The organism is Granulicella sp. L60 (assembly GCF_009765825.1).
GTDB lineage: Bacteria > Acidobacteriota > Terriglobia > Terriglobales > Acidobacteriaceae > Edaphobacter.
Genome location: NZ_LMUR01000022.1, coordinates 571,775 through 590,177, shown reverse-complemented (window position 1 = coordinate 590,177; position 18,403 = coordinate 571,775). Strand labels below are relative to the sequence as shown.

Below are 18,403 nucleotides of genomic sequence, written 5' to 3'. Positions count from 1 at the left end.
AACCCCCATCCAACCCACACCCACAGCCCCCCCGCAAGACCGCCCCTACTGGATCCATCAGCTACAGCGCGTCTCCGATCCCGTCCTCAAAGCCCTCAACGACCGCACCCTGCGCCAGCAGATGCCCGTCGAAGCCGCACCCAACCAAAAAGAAGCCCGAGCCATCGGCACCCACCTCGAAGCCCTCGGCCGTCTTCTCGCCGGAATCGCCCCCTGGCTCGAACTGGAGTCCTCCGCCACTGAAACCCCGCAAGAAACCACCCTCCGCACCCGCTACCGCACCTGGGCCCTCGCCGGAATCACCTCCGCCCTCGATCCCTCCTCGCCCGACGCCATGCACTTCGGGCAATCCTCCCAAACTCTCGTCGACTCCTCCTTCCTCGCCCTCGCCATCCTTCGCGCCCCGAACCAGCTCCTCAAAAAACTCGACCCCACCACCCAACACCGCCTTGCCCAAGCCCTCATCACCCAACGCCAGGTGCAGCCTCCCTTCAACAATTGGCTCCTCTTCGCCGCCCTTAACGAAGCTCTCCTCTTCAAGCTCGGCCAGCCATGGGACCGCATGCGCGTCGACTACGCCCTCCGCGAACTTCAAAGCTGGTACCTCGGCGACGGAACCTACGGCGACGGCCCCCACTTCCACTGGGACTTCTACAACAGCTTCGTCATCCATCCCTACCTCCTCCAACTCATGGACACCCTCGCCGACCAATCCCCCTCATGGTCCGCCCTCCGCCCCGCCATCGAGCAGCGAGCCCAGCGCCAAGCCGCCATCCAGGAGCACCTCATCGCCCCCGACGGCACCTATCCCGCCATCGGCCGCTCCATCACCTACCGCTGCGGAGCCTTCCACCTCCTCGCCGACGCCGCCCGCCGCCACCTCCTGCCCGAAGCCATCACATCCCCACAGGTTCGCGGCGCCCTTGCCGCCGTCATGCACCGCACCCTCGATCCCGTCGGCACCTTCACCCCCGAAGGCTGGCTGCAGATCGGACTCGCCGGCCATCAACCCTCACTCGGGGAAACCTACATCTCCACCGGCAGCCTCTATCTCTGCAGCGCCGCCTGGCTCCCCCTCGGCCTTCCCCCAGACGATCCCTTCTGGTCCCATCCACCCCAGCCATGGACCTCGCAGACCATCTGGTCCGGCAAAGATATCCCCGCCGACCACTCCCAGGACGTCTAAGCCGCAGCTCTTTATATCCACATCCTTACAAAGCGACAAAACCCTGACATTCCCCTGACATTCTCGCCCGTCCGTTTCGCTATGCTGACCTCAGCAAAGGTCACTGTAGAGCAGACCTCTGCGGTAGCGATAAGGGGAACATCGGCATGCGTGGCAAAGTTGTCCTGTTTTATCCACCCTACGAAGGTTCCCCCCTCGGTCCCCCTCTATGCCTCCTTGCGCTCGCGTCCACCCTCCGCGAAAGAGGCTTCCAGCCCGTCATTATCGATGCCGCCATCGAACCCAACTACAAGCAGCGCGTCCTCGACGAGCTCCCCGGAGCCCTCTGCCTCGGCATCTCCGTCCTCACCGGCCCCATGATCCGCGGCGCCATCGACGTAGCCAAAGCCACCAAGGCGCTCATGCCCAACATGACGGTTATCTTCGGTGGCTGGCACCCGACCCTGCTCCCCGACCAGACCCTCGCCGAAAGATACGTCGACATCGTCGTCCGCGGACAAGGCGAGATCACCCTCTGCGAGGTCGCCGAAGCCCTCGAACAAAATCTCCCCCTCAAAGACATCCAGGGCATCTCCTACAAGACCAGCGTCATCCAGACCCACAATCCCGACCGCAAGGTCGAGTACCTCGACGACCTCCCCCTCCCCGCCTACGACATGTCCGACTTCGACGCCTACGAGCGCGTCAGCGGCATCCGCAAACTCCCCTACGCCACCAGCATCGGCTGCCCCTACGCGTGCAACTACTGCACCGACATGGTCTTCTACAAACGCCGCTTCAACGCCCTCTCCGCCGAACGCGTCGTCGAAGAGATGACCACCCTCGTCAAAAAATACCGCATCCAGGAGATCGCCCTCCTCGACTCCAACTTCCCCGTCGACCTCAAGCGCGCCATGGCCATCGCCCAGGGCATCCTCGACTCCGGCGTCAAGTTCACCTGGACCTTTCAGGCCTCCACCGACTTCATCTGCCGCATGAGCGAAGACGACATCCGCACCCTCGGCGCCAGCGGCGTCACCTACATGGGCTTTGGCACCGAATCCACCTCCGAGTCCGTCCTCAAGCTCATGAACAAGCGCCACCAGCGCGTCAACGAGATGTACGAGACAGCACGCCGCGCCGCCATCGGTAACATCCGCGTCACCTTCAACCTCATCTTCGGCTACCCTGGCGAAACCCACGCCGACCGCATCATCACCATCCAGACCATGACCGACATCGGACGCAAGTTCAACAACGTCCACTTCTCCCCCAACATCTTCACCCCCTATCCCGGCATCCCCATCTGGCCGCAGCTCCGCACCCTCGACGTACCCGAGCCCCAGTCCCTGCGCGAGTGGGGAGAGATGCCCCTCGGCGTCAACCTCCTTCCCTGGCTGCAGGGCGAAGAGCTTGGCCGCTTCAATCGCATGCTCGACTACTTCCTGCTCAACAATCAGCTGCGAAAGAAAAAGGCGAAGGACAACTGGTTCCATAACCTCGTCGCCTTCGTCGTCAACCGCCCCGTCCGCTGGCGCATCCGTTCCAGCTACTACGATTTCCCCTGGGAGATCTGGTTCTCCGGCCTCACCGAACGCCTCATCAAGCGCCGCTCCCTCATCACCGGCCAGGAACTCCCCACCGAAGCCAAAGCCTGCTAGGGCGCATCAACCTATTCCTTTGGGCGGACACCCTGCGCGGGTAGCCGCCCCTTAGTCGGCGAGAAAACTCTAGATTGCGACCAGCGGGAGCACCAACCGAAGGGGTATACAAGTCACGAAGTGACCGCCCTCCGCGCAGGAGGCCCGGCCGGCAGGCCATAGCCTTCGAGCAGGTCGATCCGATTTGGATCAAAGAACGAAACATGCTCGAATGAGTACATGGCCTTATTCACCCCAGCCAGCCCCACAACCACCCGCATCACCAAACCCACCCACGCACTCGGCCTCTGGCATCTTCTCTCCCTCGACGCCCCCACCGTCGCTACTCTCTGGACATGGTTCGTCGCCCGCACCATCCACCTCACCCTCCCAACCGCAGGCCTCCTCGGCATGTTCTTTGCCGTCTGGATGCTCTACGCCGCCGACCGCCTCCTCGACGCCCGCCAGCTCTTCTCCGCCCCACTCTCCACCGAACACCTCGAAGCCCGCCACCTCTTCCACCACCGTCATCGCACCATCTTCCTCACCGGCATCGTCGCCGCCTCCACCATCCTCGCCTTCCTTCTCCCGCGTCTAAGACCCGCAGTCATTCACCTCTACCTCATCCTCGGAGTCTTCCTCGCCGGTTACTTCATCCTCATCCACGCCAGCGACCATCGTCTCCCAAAGGAGATCGCCGTCGGCATCTTCTTCGCCGCCGCCACCTTCATCCCCACCGTCGGCAACCGCCCCAACCTCCGCCTCGCACTTCTTCCCTCCGCCATCCTCTTTAGTGCCGTCTGCAGCCTCAACTGCCTCTTCATCTACGCTTGGGAGCACGAAGATCCCCACCACATCAGCATCTATCCCCCAACCTATCCCCAAGCCCACCCCATCACCCGCATCGCCCTCCGCCACCTTCCACTTCTGTCTCTAATCATCGTGGCCGCCGGCCTCACATCAGCCATCCTCCACCAACCCACCTACGCCATTCCCCTCGCAGCCGCACTTTCCTCCGCACTCCTGCTCATCCTCCACTGTCTCCGCCACACCCTCTCCCCGATCACCCTCCGAGCCTCCGCAGACCTCGCTCTTCTCACCCCCCTCCTATGGCTACTGCGATGACCGCACAGCTAGCCAAACCCGCCACCCAACCCAACTTCGACCCCATAGCCCGCCCCTATCACTGGCTCGAGCACCTCACCCTCGGCCCCATCCTCCAACGCTGCCGCACCCACCACCTACCCGCCCTCACCCACGCAAAGAACGCCCTCATCCTCGGCGACGGCGACGGCCGCTTCCTCGCCCGACTCCTAGCCCAAAATCCATACATGCAAGCCGACGCCGTCGACACCAGTGCCGCCATGCTCCACCTCCTCCGCCAAAACTGCGCCGACGCATCTCCCAACACCCAAACCCGACTCCGCACCCACCAAACCAGCGCCCTCACCTTCACCCCGCCGCACCCACCCTACGACCTCGTCGTCACCCACTTCTTCCTCGACTGCCTCACCCAACCCGATCTCGAAGCCCTCATCACCCGCATCACCCCGCACCTAGCCCCCAACGCCCTCTGGCTCATCTCCGACTTCCGCATCCCCACCAGCAATCCCATGCGCCTCCCCGCAAAACTCCTCATCCGCACCCTGTACTTAGCCTTCCGCATCCTCACCGGCCTTCGCACTAACAAGCTCCCCGACCACGCCACCCCAATCACCCGCGCCGGCCTCACCCGCATCGCCCAACACCACTCCCTCGCCGGCCTACTCACCACCGAACTCTGGCAAGCCCCACAACATCATCCATAGCCCCAAACATAAAAACCTCCGCATTATCAAAACCAACGCTACAATCCCTCCATGCCGCGTCTCCGCCTTCTCACCGCCGCCACCCTCTTTCTGGCCCCGCTCGCCGCACATACCCAGTCCAGCATCGCCACCAACTCCCCCGGCGGCAAACCCCTCTCCACCCGCGTCGTCGACTACACCATCGACGCCAAGATCAACACCGATAAGAAGTCCCTCGACGCCACCGAGACCATCACCTACAAGAACCTCACTGGCCAGACCCTCACCACCGTCCCCTTCCACCTCTACCTCAACGCCTTCCGTCCCGAGTCCTCCTTCACCAGCGAGACCCACTACAACGGCGGCATCCGCGACAACGAGTCCGACAACGACTACCCCGACGAAAAGCGCGGCAGCATCACCATCTCCCACATCGACGCCGACGGCTACGGCGACCTCACCTCCTCCATGCGCTTCATCGCCCCCGACGACGGCAACGCCAACGACCACACCGTCACCCAGATCACCCTCCCCCACCCCCTCGCCCCCAACGACTCCATCACCTTCCACCTCGCCTTCCACGACCAGTTCCCCCTCTCCATCGCCCGCAACGGCTGGAAGCGCGACTTCATCATGGGCGGCCAGTGGTATCCCAAACCCGGCGTCTTCTGGCACGGCGCATGGAACTGCCACCAGTACCACTCCACCACCGAGTTCTTCTCCGACTTCGCCACCTTCCACGTCTCCCTCAACATCCCCACCCGCTACATCGTCGGAGCCAGCGGCGTCCCCACCGCCGAACTCACCAACGGCGTTCCCGCCGGCACCAAGACCCTCAACTTCTACGCCGAAGACGTAGGCGACTTCGCCTGGGCCGCCAGCCCCAACTTCACCATCACCGACGGCGTCTATCTCTCCTCCATGGGACCCGTCAAAATCCACGTCCTCGCCCTCGCCGCCCATCCCAAAGCCGGTCCCCGCTACCTCGACATCATCCACAAGACCCTCGCCCAGTTCGACCAGCGCTACGGCCCCTACCCCTACAAGATCGTCACCGTCATCGACCCCGAACCCGGCTCCGAGATCGGCGGCATGGAGTACCCCACCCTCTTCACTGGCGACACCTCCTGGTACGAGCCCACCCACATCACCGAACTCACCGCCGAGCATGAGTTCGGCCACCAGTACTGGTACGGCATGGTCGCCACCAACGAGTTCGAAGACGCCTGGCTCGACGAAGGCATCAACTCCTACACCGAAGTCAACGTCCTCGGCGCCATCCTCGGCCGCGACACCTCAGTCATAGACCGCAACTACGCCAACGCCGGCGACTACGAAGCCGAGCGTCTCGAGTACACCGGCAAACCCGACTTCGACCCCGTCACCCGCTGGGCCTTCAAGTTCCGCGACAGCCAGTCCTACGGCGGCGTCACCTACGGCAAGACCGCCACCCTCCTCGCCACCCTCGAGTCCATCATCGGACGCGACACCATGGACGAGGCCATGCGCACCTACTTCATGCGCTTCCGCTTCACCCACCCCACCACAGAAGACTTCCTCCGCACCATCGAAGAGGTCGCCATCAAAAACGGCCGCGCCACCGCCGTCGGAGGCACCGTCCTCAACGCCTCCAACCAGACGACGCAGCCCGCCCTCTCAACAGCGCAACCCGGTCTGTCCTCAGCATTAAGCTCGCCCGTAGCCCAACAGGTCGTACCCATCTCCAGCCTGCGCCCCTACTTCAACCAGGCCGTCTACGGCACCCAGGTCCTCGACTACACCGTGGACAGCATCAACTCCGACCCCGTCCAGTGGTGGCTCCCCGAGCCCAGCGGGAAGGACAAGAAGAACACCCCCTACCTCTCCACCGTCTACATCCACCGCAAAGGCGACTTCATCCTCCCCGTCACCGTCGAGATCGTCTTCGACGACGGCACTCGCCTCCGCGAACACTGGAACGGTGAAGACCGTTGGACCAAATTCACCTACACCCGCAACGCCAAAGTCATCTCCGCTGAGGTCGACCCCGACCACGTCATCCTTCTCGACACAAACTTCTTCAACAACAGCATCACCACCGACGCCAACTACATCCCCGCACGCAAACTCACCAACATCTGGCTAAGCCTCCAACAACTAGCCGGACAACTAGCCTCCTGGATCGTCTAACCGCACCTCCGCTCCTGCTTAGCCGTTGCTTTTGCCGTTGCCGTTGCCGTTGTTTGCCTTTTATTTGTCACCCCCGCAGGGGATCTGCGTTTGTTGTTGCAGTTGTTGTTGCCGCTGCATTTGCCGTTGCCTGTCCCTTTGTTTGTCATCCCGCAGGGATCTGCTGTTGTCTTGCGGTTGTCTTACCAGTCCGGAAAAAGAGCACCTCAAACGAACCGCCAACAGCGAACCACAGCACCGAAACAAGAAGAGCAAAAAATAACCGAGGTCCCGCATGACTGAACGCCGCAACATCTTCCTCCACGGCCTCTCCCTCACCCTCCTCCGCCTCCCCGCGCTTCTCTGGGCCTACGTCTTCAACCTCGGCCTCGCGCTCCTCTTCTCCCTGCATCTTCACAGCCAGTTGGCCGGCATCACCGCCCACTCCCTCGCCTCCCAGCGCCTCACTAACGGCTTCGACCTCGGCATCTTCTCCGGAATCCCCGACCGCTTTCAAGAAGGCCCCGCAGGCGCCACCACCGACAAGTTCTTCGGCGCGCCCCTCTACCTCATCGTCTACTTCCTCCTCGTCCCCGGCGTCCTCTTCTGCTTCCAAACCAAATCCCCCGCCCGCCTCAGCACCCTCTTCCACCAGGGCCTCCTCTACTTCTGGCGATTCATCCGCATCACCATCCTCACCCTCCTCGTCTCCGGCATCATCCTCGGCCCTCTCGTCTTCCTCCAGACCAAATGGGCCGACCACGTCGACAAGCACGCCGTAGGCCTCCACGCCTTCCTCGCCACCCAGGTCGTCAGCATCCTCATCCTCCTCGTCGCCTCCGTCATCCGTCTCTACTTCGATCTCGTCGAGGTCTATACCGTCCAACTCGGCCTTCGCCTCCGCAGCAACGGCAAACCAGACCGCCGCGTCCGCCGCACCCTCAAGCCCGCCTGGCGAACCCTTCGAGCAAACTTCGCCGAAGCCTGGCCCATCTTCCTCTTCCTCGCCCTCATCGGATTAGCCGCCGTCTTCATCACCGGTCGCATCTCCCTCCACACCCTCGGACAGCCCCGCGTCTGGCCCGCCTTCATCCTCACCCAGATCGGCCTCTTCATCATGCTCTTCACCCGCTTCTGGCAGCGCGGCGTCGAGACCTCACTCGCACTCCAGTACCCCATCGATCCCCCATCGACCCTCCCCATCCGACCCATCGTCAGCCCCACCCCACCACCACCGGCTCCCTACCCAGCCAACCGCCCATGGGATCAACCCACCGCCACCATCCCCCCGAGCGACCCCATCCCCAACCCCGAACCCGCCACCCCATCCCTCGACGAGCCCGACCCCGGCATCTTCCACCACGACCCCAACAAACCACCACTCTAAGCAACTCCGGAACCTCGACCGAATCAACTTCGTACAACTCCGTATGAACACGACCATGACCTACGACGTCATCATCGCGGGCGGCGGCCCAGTCGGACTCTTCCTCGCCAGTGAGCTTCGCCTCGCAGGCGCATCCGTCCTGCTCTTCGAAAAAAATCAAACTCCCGGCACCCCGCTCAAGAGTGGATGGATGGGCGCACGCGGACTCAACTTTCCCTCGACCGAAGCCTGCTATCGACGCGGCCTCCTCAGAGACATCAAAGCCGCATCTTTCGGCTGGATGGGCGGCGAACGCCCCGGCATGGAGTTCAAAGGCGACGGCAGCACACCGCCAGCCTCGGCTCCACGCTTCGCCGGTCACTTCGCCGGCATCATGCTCGACGCCTCCAGGCTCGACTTCTCCAACCAGAAGTGGATCATCCCCGGCCCCTCCGTCGGCGGAGGCATGGTCAGCCTCGAAGCCCTCGAAAACGTCTTCGCCGATCGCGCCAAAGAACTCGGTGCCGACATCCGCCTTGGCCATGAAGTCACAGCCTTCAGCGAAACCGCCGACGGCGTCTCCGTGCAGGCAGGCGACGAACAATTCCACGCAAAGTGGCTCGTCGGCTGCGATGGCGGTCGCAGCACCGTTCGCCGTTTAGCTGGCTTCGAGTTCGACGGCACCGAACCCGAACTCACCGGCTACATGGCCATCGTCGAGTTCGAAGACCTCCACCAACTCGCACCCGGCTTCAACCTCACACCACGCGGCCTGTATACCCACGGACCCGCTCCCGGCCGCATCGGAGTCGTCGACTTCGACGGTGGCCGCTTCGATCGAACCTCCGAGATCACCCTCGAAAACCTTCAAGCGATGCTTCAACATGTCTCTGTAACCGACGTAAAAATAAAGTCAATACAAGTAGCCACCAGCTACACCGACCGCGCACGCCAGGCGACCTCGTATCGCAAAGGCCGCGTCCTGCTCGCTGGAGACGCCGCCCACGTTCACTCCCCCTTCGGCGGCCAGGGCATGAACACCGGCCTCGGCGACGCGATGAACCTCGGATGGAAGCTCGCAGCCACCATCAAGGGATGGGCGCCACACGACCTGCTCGACACCTACAACACCGAGCGCCATCCCATCGGCGAGTGGGTTCTGAATTGGACCCGCGCACAGGTCGCCATCATCAAGCCCGACCCACACGCGAGAGCCATCGCCGCCGTAGTCCGCGACCTCATCGCCACGAAAGACGGCACCAACTACTTCATCGAAAAGATCTCCGGAGTCTCCATGCACTACGACCTCGGCGAAGCCCATCCACTTGTCGGCCGCAGCGCCCCGGACTTCGAATTAGAAGACGAAAGCCGCCTCGGAACCCACCTACAGAACGGTCACGGCCTACTGCTCGACTTCACCGCAAACGAATCCTTGAACGCCCTATGCAACGGCAGACAAGACCGGCTGCAATACCTCGCCTCACAAGCAAAAGACCAGAAAGGTCTTGCAGCGCTCCTCGTCCGTCCCGACGGATTCGTAGCCTGGGCAACCGACACGCACCTCGACACTACCGGAGCCGAACAGTCCATACACCGCTGGTTCGGAGACCCCAACCTTCAGTAACGCGAGACGCTCCTCTTAGCAATCACCTAGCGAGAAGCCGAAGTCACGCCATCCGCTGAACCCACTGACTCCGCCACGCCGGAGCCTCGAAGGGATCCGCGAAGTACTGCGTCTCATGCACCACCTTGCCGTTGCGAAACTCCATAATGCTCACCGTATACGCCGGTCGCCCCTGGTAGATGATGGTGTACTCCGTAATCCACAGATCACCCTTCCCAACAATTCGCTTCACATCGAACCCCGACGGCTTTCCCGGATGGTGACTCCTCAACGCCTGCAAGTTCCTTCGCCCCAAGATCCGCTCGCCCGACTGCGGATAGTCGCAGACAGCATCGTCATCGTAGATATCGTGTTCCGCCTCAACATCGCCCGCTGCCGACGCACGCCAATGCGCATTCAGTGCGTCACGGTTCTGATCTTCTTGCACATCCTGCATAGACCACTCCAGTCGTCATTGAGCATTCATGCTGATATAGCCCGTGGAATGAACCCCGGACTACCGGTATTCACCACGTCATTGAGCCTCTGTCTCGTCTGAATGCGACTAATCTCGTCAAACGCATCATCCGGAAGAGCGGAGATATTGAAGTTCTCTCTCGCCCGATCCGCACTCTTCGGCGTCGTCAGCAGAGCCGTGCCGCGTTGCACCGCCCAAGCCAGCAGCACCTGCGCCGGAGTCTTTCCAACTCGTGAGGCGATCGCCGTGATCACCGGATCTTCGATTAGCCCCGGCTTCATTCCATGACCCAAAGGCGCAAACGCCAGAAGCACAATACCCTTCTCCTTGCAGAACTCCAGAAGCTCCGTCTCCGGCAGATACGGATGCGACTCCACCTGGACCACCGCCGGTTTAATCCTCGCCGCTTCGTAGATCGGCAACAGCTTCTCTAGCGTGATGTCAGACAGACCAATGGCCCGGCATCTGCCACCGTCCACAAGACGCTCCATCATCCTCCACGTATCGAGCAAAGTCACATCGCGGTCGTAAATGACCTTACCGTCTTGGTCCCGCGGATCCTGCTCCTCCCCCGGTTGAAACGCAAACGGAGTGTGAATGAGATAGAGATCCAGATAGTCGATTCTGAGTCTGTCCAGACTTGCCTCGAAGGCCGGTTCCACGCGCTCAGGCCGATGATTGGTATTCCACAACTTAGTTGTGACGAAGATGTCCTCACGCGCAATCCCTCCAGCGGCAAGCCCTGCCTGTAACGCCTCGCCCACCTCACGCTCGTTCTGGTATCGTTCCGCACAATCGAAGTGCCGGAACCCAGCCTCCAACGCATCCTTGGTCGCAGTTCTCGTTACGGCTGCGTCGGGAATCAGGGTGCCAAAGCCGAGTACGGGTATACGGCCAGCCCCGTGGCTGAGCGGCACTTTCGTACTCCGAAAGTCAGAAGATTCGATCATGAATACCTCGAAGAAACCTGAGTCTGATGTCCCTAGCAATAGATGTCTCAGCGATCCATATCTGATTCATCAAAATGCCTACGTCGATGAACCACCTTTGCCAACCTCACCAGCCGCCCCTACCCAAAAACAATTCCCCAAACCCTAATCACAAAGACACAACCCAGAAACAAGCCTGCGCTAGAATGTGAATAGATTATGAATTTGTATATCCTCCGCCACGCAAGCGCTGGAACACGCCGCGCCAATCCCATCCTCGACCTCAAGCGCCCCCTCGACAAAGAGGGCAAGAAGCACTCGCTCCAGCTCGCCTACGTGCTCAACGCGCTGAATATTCAGTTCGACCTCATCATCTCCAGCCCCCTCAAGCGCTGCCTCCAGACCGCATCCCTCGTCGGCACCGAGACCGGCTACGAGGCCCAGATCCTCCACTCCACCGCCCTCGCCCCCGAGGCCACCTACAAAGAGTTCCACCAGCTCCTCAACCAGTACTCCGACCGCGAGAACCTCCTCGTCGTCGGCCACAACCCCAACCTCACCACCTTCCTCGGCTCGCTCCTGGTCCCCACCACCTCACCCGCCCCAGCCAAAGTCCGTCTCCGCAAAGGCTCGCTCGCCCGCCTCGTTCTCACCCGCGGTCCCGCCACCCTGCAAGGCCTGCTCGACCCCCGCACCGTCCGCGCCCTCTACGCCACCTCGACGAAGAGCTCCCGCCGGAAGATCTCCCGGAAGTAATCCGCCTCTTTCCGCAGCGACCACGCCTCCAGCTCCGCCCCCCCGCGTCCCGGCACCAGATCCAGCAGCACCCGCTTCGGATACACATGCACCTTCATCTGCAGCACCGCGCTCGCCCGGTCCTGGTTCAGCGCCACAGCCAGCCGCAGCAGCACCACCGCCCGCGTCACATGCACATGCTCCTCCACCGGAATCGACCGCAGCGGCCTGTCCATCGGCTCCGGCCTGCTCTTCCCCATGTACCGCGCAATCGCGCTCACAATCATCCTCTGCTCCGGCGAAAACCCGAAGATCTCAGAGTTCGCAATGATGTACTGCGTATGCCGATAGTGCCCCTGGTGGTTCATGAACTTCCCCACATCCTGCATCATCGCCGCCGCCTCCAGCCATAGCCGATACTCGTCCGGCAGCTCATGCACCCTTGCCAGTGCGTCGAACAGCTCCACCACATGCTGCCGTACCGGCTCCACCTTCCTCTGCTCAATCCCGTACCGCTCGCAAACCTCCAGCACACCCGCCCACCGCTCACTCTCAATCTTCTGGTGTACCGAAGTCCTCAGGTCCACCTCCGCCAGCATCTGCGCCAGCATCCCATCCCGCAGCCCCAGCGGTGAGTAGCGAAATCCCTTCAGCCCCATCCGCTCCAGCAGACTCGCATACACCAGCGACCCGCCCACAATAATCTCCGACCGCCTCGGCCCGATCCCCGGCACTGCCTCCCGCGTCGCGTTGTCCATCTTCGCCAGCCTGTCCGCCAGCTTCCTTACATCGGGAGTATCCGCCGTCAGCGCCCCCACCCGCTCCAGCCTCTTCTTCGCCAGCGTCTTCTTCCCTACTCGTCCCTTGCGAACATGTCCACTCGCCTCAGCCAACGCCGCCGCCGTCCCCGAGGTCGCAATCACCAGCCCCACCCGCGGCGTCCCCAGCTTCTTCTCCGCCCTTCGCAGCTCACGGTCGATAAACTGCTTCAGCCGCGCCACATCCTCCTTCGCCGGAGGGTCCGTCTGTAAAAACTCCTCCTGCAGCCGCACCGCACCCAGCGGCATGCTCACCATCGACTTGATCCGACCCCGGTCAGAGAACGTTACCTCGCAGCTCCCGCCCCCGAGGTCGATCAGCATGCACCGTCCCCGCGCCCCCACCTCATGCGTCACCACCCCCAGGTGGATCAGCCGTCCCTCCTCCAGCCCCGAGATCACCTCCACATTCCATCCCGTCGCCGACTTCACCCACTCCGTAAACGCCGCCGCGTTCCTCGCATCCCGCATCGCGCTCGTCGCCACCACGCGCACCTTATCCACCACATGCAGCTGCACCGCCTTGTGAAACCGCTTCAGCGCACGAATCGTCCCCGCCATCGCCTCCGGGGAGATCACCCCCGTCTGAAACACGCTCTCGCCCAGCCGCGTCACCTCCCGGTCTTCATGCAGCGTCTTCAACCGGTGCACCTGCACCGACGCAATCTTCAACCTGCACGAGTTCGATCCGATATCTACCGCGGCAAACGTAGGCATTATTCTTTGGTCACCTCAGGCGCAGAAAATCTCCGCCACCTAGCAGATTACATCCCATCCGGCAGAAAGCCTGTGCACCCCGTTCACTTCGCGCACAATCTACATCCGAACCGATTTATCCTAAGACAGCCCTGTGAACTCATGATCAACCAAACTCTTCCTGAAATAACTTCCGAGCCATCAGCCACACTCTCCCGCGGAACACCCCAACGCTCCACCGCGCTCCTCATCCTCACCGGCCTCTGGCTCATCATCTTCTTCTCGGCCCTCTTCGCACCGCCCATGCTCGACGACGCCGACGCCACCCACGCCAACGCCGCCCGCCACATGGCCCTCAGCGGCGACCTCGTCACCCTCCAGGTCAACGGCATCCGCTACCTCGAAAAGGCCCCGCTCCCCTACTGGCTCGTCGCCGCCAGCTTCCGCATCTTCGGCTTCAACACCTTCGCCGCCCACCTCCCCCAGGCCATCGGCGTCCTCCTCCTCGCCATCCTCGGATTCCTTTGGGCCGAACGCGCCTTCAACTCCCGCGCCGCCCTCTACACCGGCCTCTCCATCCTCACCTCCGCAGGCGTCTTTCTCTTCACCCGTTACTTCATCCCCGAAGTCCTGCTCTCCCTCTTTCTCGCCGTCGCCCTCTACGCTTTTCTTCAACCTTTACACGAGAAAAGCACCGCAAGCTCATCACATAAAGACACATTGCACGCCTACATCATGTGGGCCGCTCTCGCCCTTGCCGTCCTCACCAAAGGCCTTGTAGCCCTCGTCTTCTTCGGAGGCGCAGCCATCCTCTACCTCGTCCTCACCGGCGAATACAAAAACTGGCGCGCCCTCAAACCTTTCACCGGCGTCCTCCTCTTCCTCCTGATCGCCGCCCCCTGGCACATTCTCGCCGGCCTCCGCAACACCGGCGGCATGAACGGCCACGGCTTCTTCTGGTTCTACTTCGTCAACGAGCACTTCCTCCGCTTCCTCGGCCGCCGCTACCCACGCGACTACAACAAGCTCCCCGGCTACCTCTTCTGGACCCTCCACCTCGTCTGGCTCTTCCCCTGGGCGCTCTTCTGCGGAACCCTCGTCCGCCAGGCCATCGCCGCCTTCAACCGCTACAATCAGGCCAACCCGCTCCCCAGCGACCGCACCTTCTTCTGGCAGCCCTTCGCCGTCGTCGTCGTCGGCATCGTCCTCCGCGACGGCTTCCACATCCCCTATCTCTTCACCGTCTTCCTCGCCCTCATCGGCTTCCTCGTCTACGAGCTCCGCCGCCGCCAAACCGACGCCCCCGCAGGCACCCCACTCGTCCGCGTTGCCACCCCCGCCCAACAGACCACCCTCCTCCTCGGCCTCTTCAGCGCCCTCGTCCTCGTCTTCTTCTCCCTCTCCACCAATCAGGAGTACTACACCTTCCCCGCCTACCTTCCGCTCCTCATCCTCTTCGCCGCCGCCTTCACTCGCGCCGAACAGACCTACGCCTCCGACCCCGCCTCCCGCCGCGCCATCACCATCGGCCACGCCACCCTCACCGTCATCGGAGTCGGCGTCGCCATCACCCTCGTCTACGGCCTCTGGACCTCGCGCCACCTCCCCTTCGTCCCCGACATCGGAGAACTCCTCGCCCACCGCAACGTCGGCGACTACACCCTCTCCATGTCCCACCTCTTCGACCTCACCGGCCCCTCCTTCGCCGCCCTCCGCCTGCCCGCCACCCTCGCCGCCCTCGCCTTCCTCTTCGGCCCAACTGCCGCGTGGCTCCTCCGTCAACAGCGTCGACACCTCGCCTCCACCATCACCATCGCCCTCACCTCCACCGTCTTCCTCCTCGCCGCCCACATCGCCTTCGCCCGCTTCGGCCCCATGCTCTCCTCGCAAAACCTCGCCGCCAAAATCCAACAGCTCGAAGCCGACGGCAGCGTCCCGCCCAACACCCAGGTCCTCCTCTACGGCGACCAGTCCTACGGCTCCTCCATCCCCTTCTACCTCGGCCGCCAGGTCTCCCTCGTCGAAGGCCGTTCCAGCTCCATGATCTTCGGCAGCACCTTCCCCGACGCCCCACACATCTTCCTCTCCAACCAGGACCTCCTCACCGCCTGGGGCCACGGCCCGCGCAAGATCCTCTTCGTCCCCCTCGAAAAGCGCGACGACATCGACCACCTCCTCGGCGAGAACAAAATCCTCCTCCACGAGACCTCCGGCAAAGCCCTCTTCACCGACCGCCCGCTGGACGATCCAAGCCACCCTGTCTCAACACAGGAGGTCCGCTAACTTTTGTCGGTGTTGTCGTCTTTGAGTCAACTTTGAGTCTGCTGTCGTCTTTGTCGTCCGTCCCGTCGTCTCTGTCGTCTGGGCTGTCGTCTTTAGTCGTCATCCTGAACGTTTAGTCGTCACCCTGAACGAAGTGAAGGACCCCTGTATTTGTTTAGCGACAGCCACCATATACAGAGCACCGATAGCGCCGACCAGCCTTAGCGGATTCATACAAAAAACTGCAGGATTCGTGCCGCACGAACCGTTTAGCCTTCACCCAACAAGCAACGCGAACCTCAACCACATAGCCCTTCAGAATAAGCAAAAACAGTGCAAGAATCGTCCCCGCAACTCGCACCACCCCGCCACTGGAGCCCACGCTCCCTCGCCATCCTCGTCTTCACCTGGTTCCTCCTCCAGATCGGAGGCCTCTTCACCCCCGGCCTCCTCGACGACGTCGACTCCATCTACATCGAGATCGCCCGCGAGATGCTCCACCGCCACGACTACATCACCCCCTACATCAACGGCGTCCGCTTCTTCGACAAGCCCCCCCTCATGTACTGGATGGCCGCCGGCTCCATGCATCTCTTCGGAGAAAAAGACTGGGCCGCCCGCCTCCCCCTTGCCCTCTGCGTCCTCGCTCTCCTCCTCTCCACCTATGCCCTCGGCATCCGCCTCTTCGCCAACATCTCTCCCGCAAAAAATCCCGACCGCGGAGGCTTCTACGCCGCCCTCGCCCTCGCCACAGCCATCGGCCCCTACCTCTACACCCGCTTCTACATCCCCGACATCCTCCTCGCCCTCTGGATGACCCTCGCCGTCCACCTCTTCCTCATAGCCCTCGACCGCCTCCACTCAAAAGATCAAGCATTAGAGAAAGAGCCACAAAACCGGGTGCCCCATCTTCGCGACAGTCCTATCGTCGCTAAGGTGGGCAATCGCGACAGCGATCCGCTCTCGCTTCCCAATCAAGAAATCCTGGACACCCCATCCTTCGCCTCTTCTACAAAGAACGAAATCCCAACCCCTTCCCCCCTCATCCCCTGCCTGGCCTTCGCCGCCGTCATGGCCCTGAACGTCCTCACCAAAGGACTCATCGGCCTCGTCTTCCCCATAGCCTTCGTCCTCCTCTACCTCGCCATCACCAAACAACTCCGCCTCCTTTTCAAACTCCACCTCATCCCCAGCATCCTCGTCTTCCTCCTCATCGCCGCCCCCTGGCACATCCTCGCCGCCCTGCGCACCCCCGCCATCACCATGCCCACCGGCATAGGCCTCCCCGCCACCTCAGGCTGGGCATGGTTCTATCTCTACAACGAACACATCGCCCGCTTCCTCTCCACCCGCATCCCCCACGACTACGGCCTCACCCCCATCTGGCTCTTCTGGCTCTACCTCGCCATCTGGGTCATGCCCTGGACCACCTTCCTCCCCCCCGCCGTCGCACACCACATCCGCGGCCTGAAACAATACGCAACCAACCGAACTAAAAGCCGGGTGCCCCATCTTCGCGACAGTCTTACCGTCGCTAAGGTGGGCCATCGCGCCAGCGATCCGCTCTCCTTTCACAATCCCGAAACCCCAGCTCCCCCAAATATCCAAGCGCCCGACAACGCAACTCTCCCACCCAACTACGAAGCCGCCCTGGCCCTCCTCCTCTGGGCCGCCATCGTCCTCGGCTTCTTCTCCATCTCCAACCGTCAGGAGTACTACTCCCTTCCCGCCATCCCCGCCCTAGCCCTCATCGCCGCCGGCCTCCTCGCCCGCGCCGACCGCCTCGCCACCGGCGAATCCAGCGTGTACTACGAGATCCACCAAGCCCAAAAGAGCGCCCTGAACTGGCACCTCTATCTCCTCTTCCCCCTCACCACCGTCATCGTCTTCTTCTGCGCATGGTTCGCCGTCACCGCACCCCACCCCGCCCCCAACACCGACCTCTCCACCCTCCTCGCCGCCAACCCCAGCTTCTACAACCTCTCCCTCGGCCACCTCTTCGACCTCACCGGCGACGCTATGGGACTCTTCCGCGGCCCTCTCATCGCCGTAGCCCTCAGCATGCTCGGCATCGGCATCGGCAGCTATCTCCTCCGCCGATCCGGCCGCACCTACGCCGCCAACCTCACCCTCGCCGCCGCCATGACCTGCACCCTCCTCGCCGCACACGAGGGCCTCTCCCGCTTCTACCCCATCCTCGGCTCCAAGCAGCTCGCCCAGGTCATCAACCACGCCCAGCAAGCCGACCCGCACGCCGACGACCTCATCCTGCTCGACGGCGAACTCACCTCCGGCTCGACCCTGATCTTCTACACCGGCCAGCAGGTCCACCTTCTCGACGGACGCGTCAACGGCCTCTGGTACGGCAGCTTCTGGCCCGACTGCCCCAAGATCTTCGAGACGGAGTCTTCTCTCCGCCAGCTCTGGCAGAGCTCACGCCGCGTCTTCCTCTTCACCTATAACCCCACCGCCCGCGCAGAGGATCTCGCGCCCTACGCCCCCGTCCACACCCTCGCCTCAGCAGGCGGCAAAACGATCCTCACTAACCACTAGAGACAATGTCCTGCCGGACGGGCCGCTTACTCAGCGGGAGGTCACTTCGTGACTTGTATACCCCTTCGGGTGGTCCTCCCGTTGGTCGGCACGATCATGATTCCGACCAGCGGAAGGACCTATACCTTCTGCACGGGCTTGGCAGGTACAAAAGTCACGAAGTGACCTCCCGCCGAGCAGGCGGCCCGTCCGGCAGGACATCATCTTTTACTCCTCCACCCTC

At 62.5% G+C, this 18,403-nt stretch carries 13 protein-coding genes; 10 read left to right on the top strand and 3 right to left on the bottom strand.

Features of this window, described 5'->3' with window-relative positions; translation table 11 throughout:
- The 7 genes from GSQ82_RS23410 to GSQ82_RS23380 form a co-directional block, all read left to right on the top strand.
- A partial coding sequence (locus GSQ82_RS23410) for a DUF2264 domain-containing protein (protein ID WP_371417261.1) occupies positions 1-1,186 on the top strand: 1,186 nt, incomplete at its 5' end.
- A 146-nt stretch (positions 1,187-1,332) separates the two neighbouring features.
- Positions 1,333-2,826 (top strand): B12-binding domain-containing radical SAM protein, encoded by a 1,494-nt coding sequence (locus GSQ82_RS23405; RefSeq protein ID WP_254061873.1) that lies wholly within the window; start codon positions 1,333-1,335, stop codon positions 2,824-2,826.
- 219 nt (positions 2,827-3,045) lie between these two features.
- Positions 3,046-3,930: a hypothetical protein gene (locus GSQ82_RS23400; protein WP_158794670.1), complete on the top strand. Its 885-nt coding sequence runs from the start codon at positions 3,046-3,048 to the stop codon at positions 3,928-3,930.
- Entirely contained in the window at positions 3,927-4,613 is a 687-nt protein-coding gene (locus tag GSQ82_RS23395; protein ID WP_158794669.1) for a trans-aconitate 2-methyltransferase, read from the top strand. Before GSQ82_RS23400 ends, GSQ82_RS23395 begins: the two co-directional genes overlap by 4 nt.
- Positions 4,614-4,664: 51 nt before the next feature.
- Positions 4,665-6,761 (top strand): M1 family metallopeptidase, encoded by a 2,097-nt coding sequence (locus GSQ82_RS23390; RefSeq protein WP_158794668.1) that lies wholly within the window; start codon positions 4,665-4,667, stop codon positions 6,759-6,761.
- A gap of 274 nt (positions 6,762-7,035) precedes the next feature.
- Positions 7,036-8,127, top strand: a complete 1,092-nt coding sequence (locus tag GSQ82_RS23385; RefSeq protein ID WP_158794667.1) for a hypothetical protein — start codon at positions 7,036-7,038, stop codon at positions 8,125-8,127.
- 43 nt (positions 8,128-8,170) lie between these two features.
- Positions 8,171-9,730, top strand: a complete 1,560-nt coding sequence (locus GSQ82_RS23380; RefSeq protein WP_254061872.1) for an FAD-dependent oxidoreductase — start codon at positions 8,171-8,173, stop codon at positions 9,728-9,730.
- A gap of 43 nt (positions 9,731-9,773) precedes the next feature.
- Here the strand turns inward: GSQ82_RS23380 and GSQ82_RS23375 are convergent, their stop codons facing one another.
- Together GSQ82_RS23375 and GSQ82_RS23370 are read right to left on the bottom strand one after the other, a co-directional pair.
- Complete coding sequence (locus tag GSQ82_RS23375; RefSeq protein ID WP_158794666.1) at positions 9,774-10,166, bottom strand: nuclear transport factor 2 family protein; 393 nt, start codon at positions 10,164-10,166, stop codon at positions 9,774-9,776.
- A gap of 26 nt (positions 10,167-10,192) precedes the next feature.
- The gene (locus GSQ82_RS23370) at positions 10,193-11,137 is read right to left on the bottom strand and encodes an aldo/keto reductase (protein ID WP_158794665.1); all 945 of its coding nucleotides are present in this window, start codon (positions 11,135-11,137) and stop codon (positions 10,193-10,195) included.
- A 198-nt stretch (positions 11,138-11,335) separates the two neighbouring features.
- Between GSQ82_RS23370 and GSQ82_RS23365 the strand changes: the two genes are divergently transcribed.
- Positions 11,336-11,872 carry a histidine phosphatase family protein gene (locus tag GSQ82_RS23365; protein WP_158794664.1) on the top strand — a complete coding sequence of 179 codons (537 nt, stop codon included), beginning with the start codon at positions 11,336-11,338 and terminating at the stop codon, positions 11,870-11,872.
- Here GSQ82_RS23365 and GSQ82_RS23360 read toward each other — a convergent pair.
- On the bottom strand, positions 11,824-13,386 hold the full coding sequence (locus GSQ82_RS23360; protein WP_158794663.1) for a Ppx/GppA phosphatase family protein: 1,563 nt from the start codon (positions 13,384-13,386) through the stop codon (positions 11,824-11,826). The two genes, GSQ82_RS23365 and GSQ82_RS23360, sit on opposite strands and share 49 nt — an antisense overlap.
- A gap of 141 nt (positions 13,387-13,527) precedes the next feature.
- Between GSQ82_RS23360 and GSQ82_RS23355 the strand changes: the two genes are divergently transcribed.
- Both GSQ82_RS23355 and GSQ82_RS25290 read left to right on the top strand, forming a co-directional pair.
- Entirely contained in the window at positions 13,528-15,648 is a 2,121-nt protein-coding gene (locus tag GSQ82_RS23355) for a glycosyltransferase family 39 protein (RefSeq protein WP_158794662.1), read from the top strand.
- Positions 15,649-16,119: 471 nt separating this feature from the next.
- Positions 16,120-18,180, top strand: a complete 2,061-nt coding sequence (locus tag GSQ82_RS25290; RefSeq protein WP_254061918.1) for a glycosyltransferase family 39 protein — start codon at positions 16,120-16,122, stop codon at positions 18,178-18,180.
- The last annotated feature ends 223 nt before the right edge of the window (positions 18,181-18,403 follow it).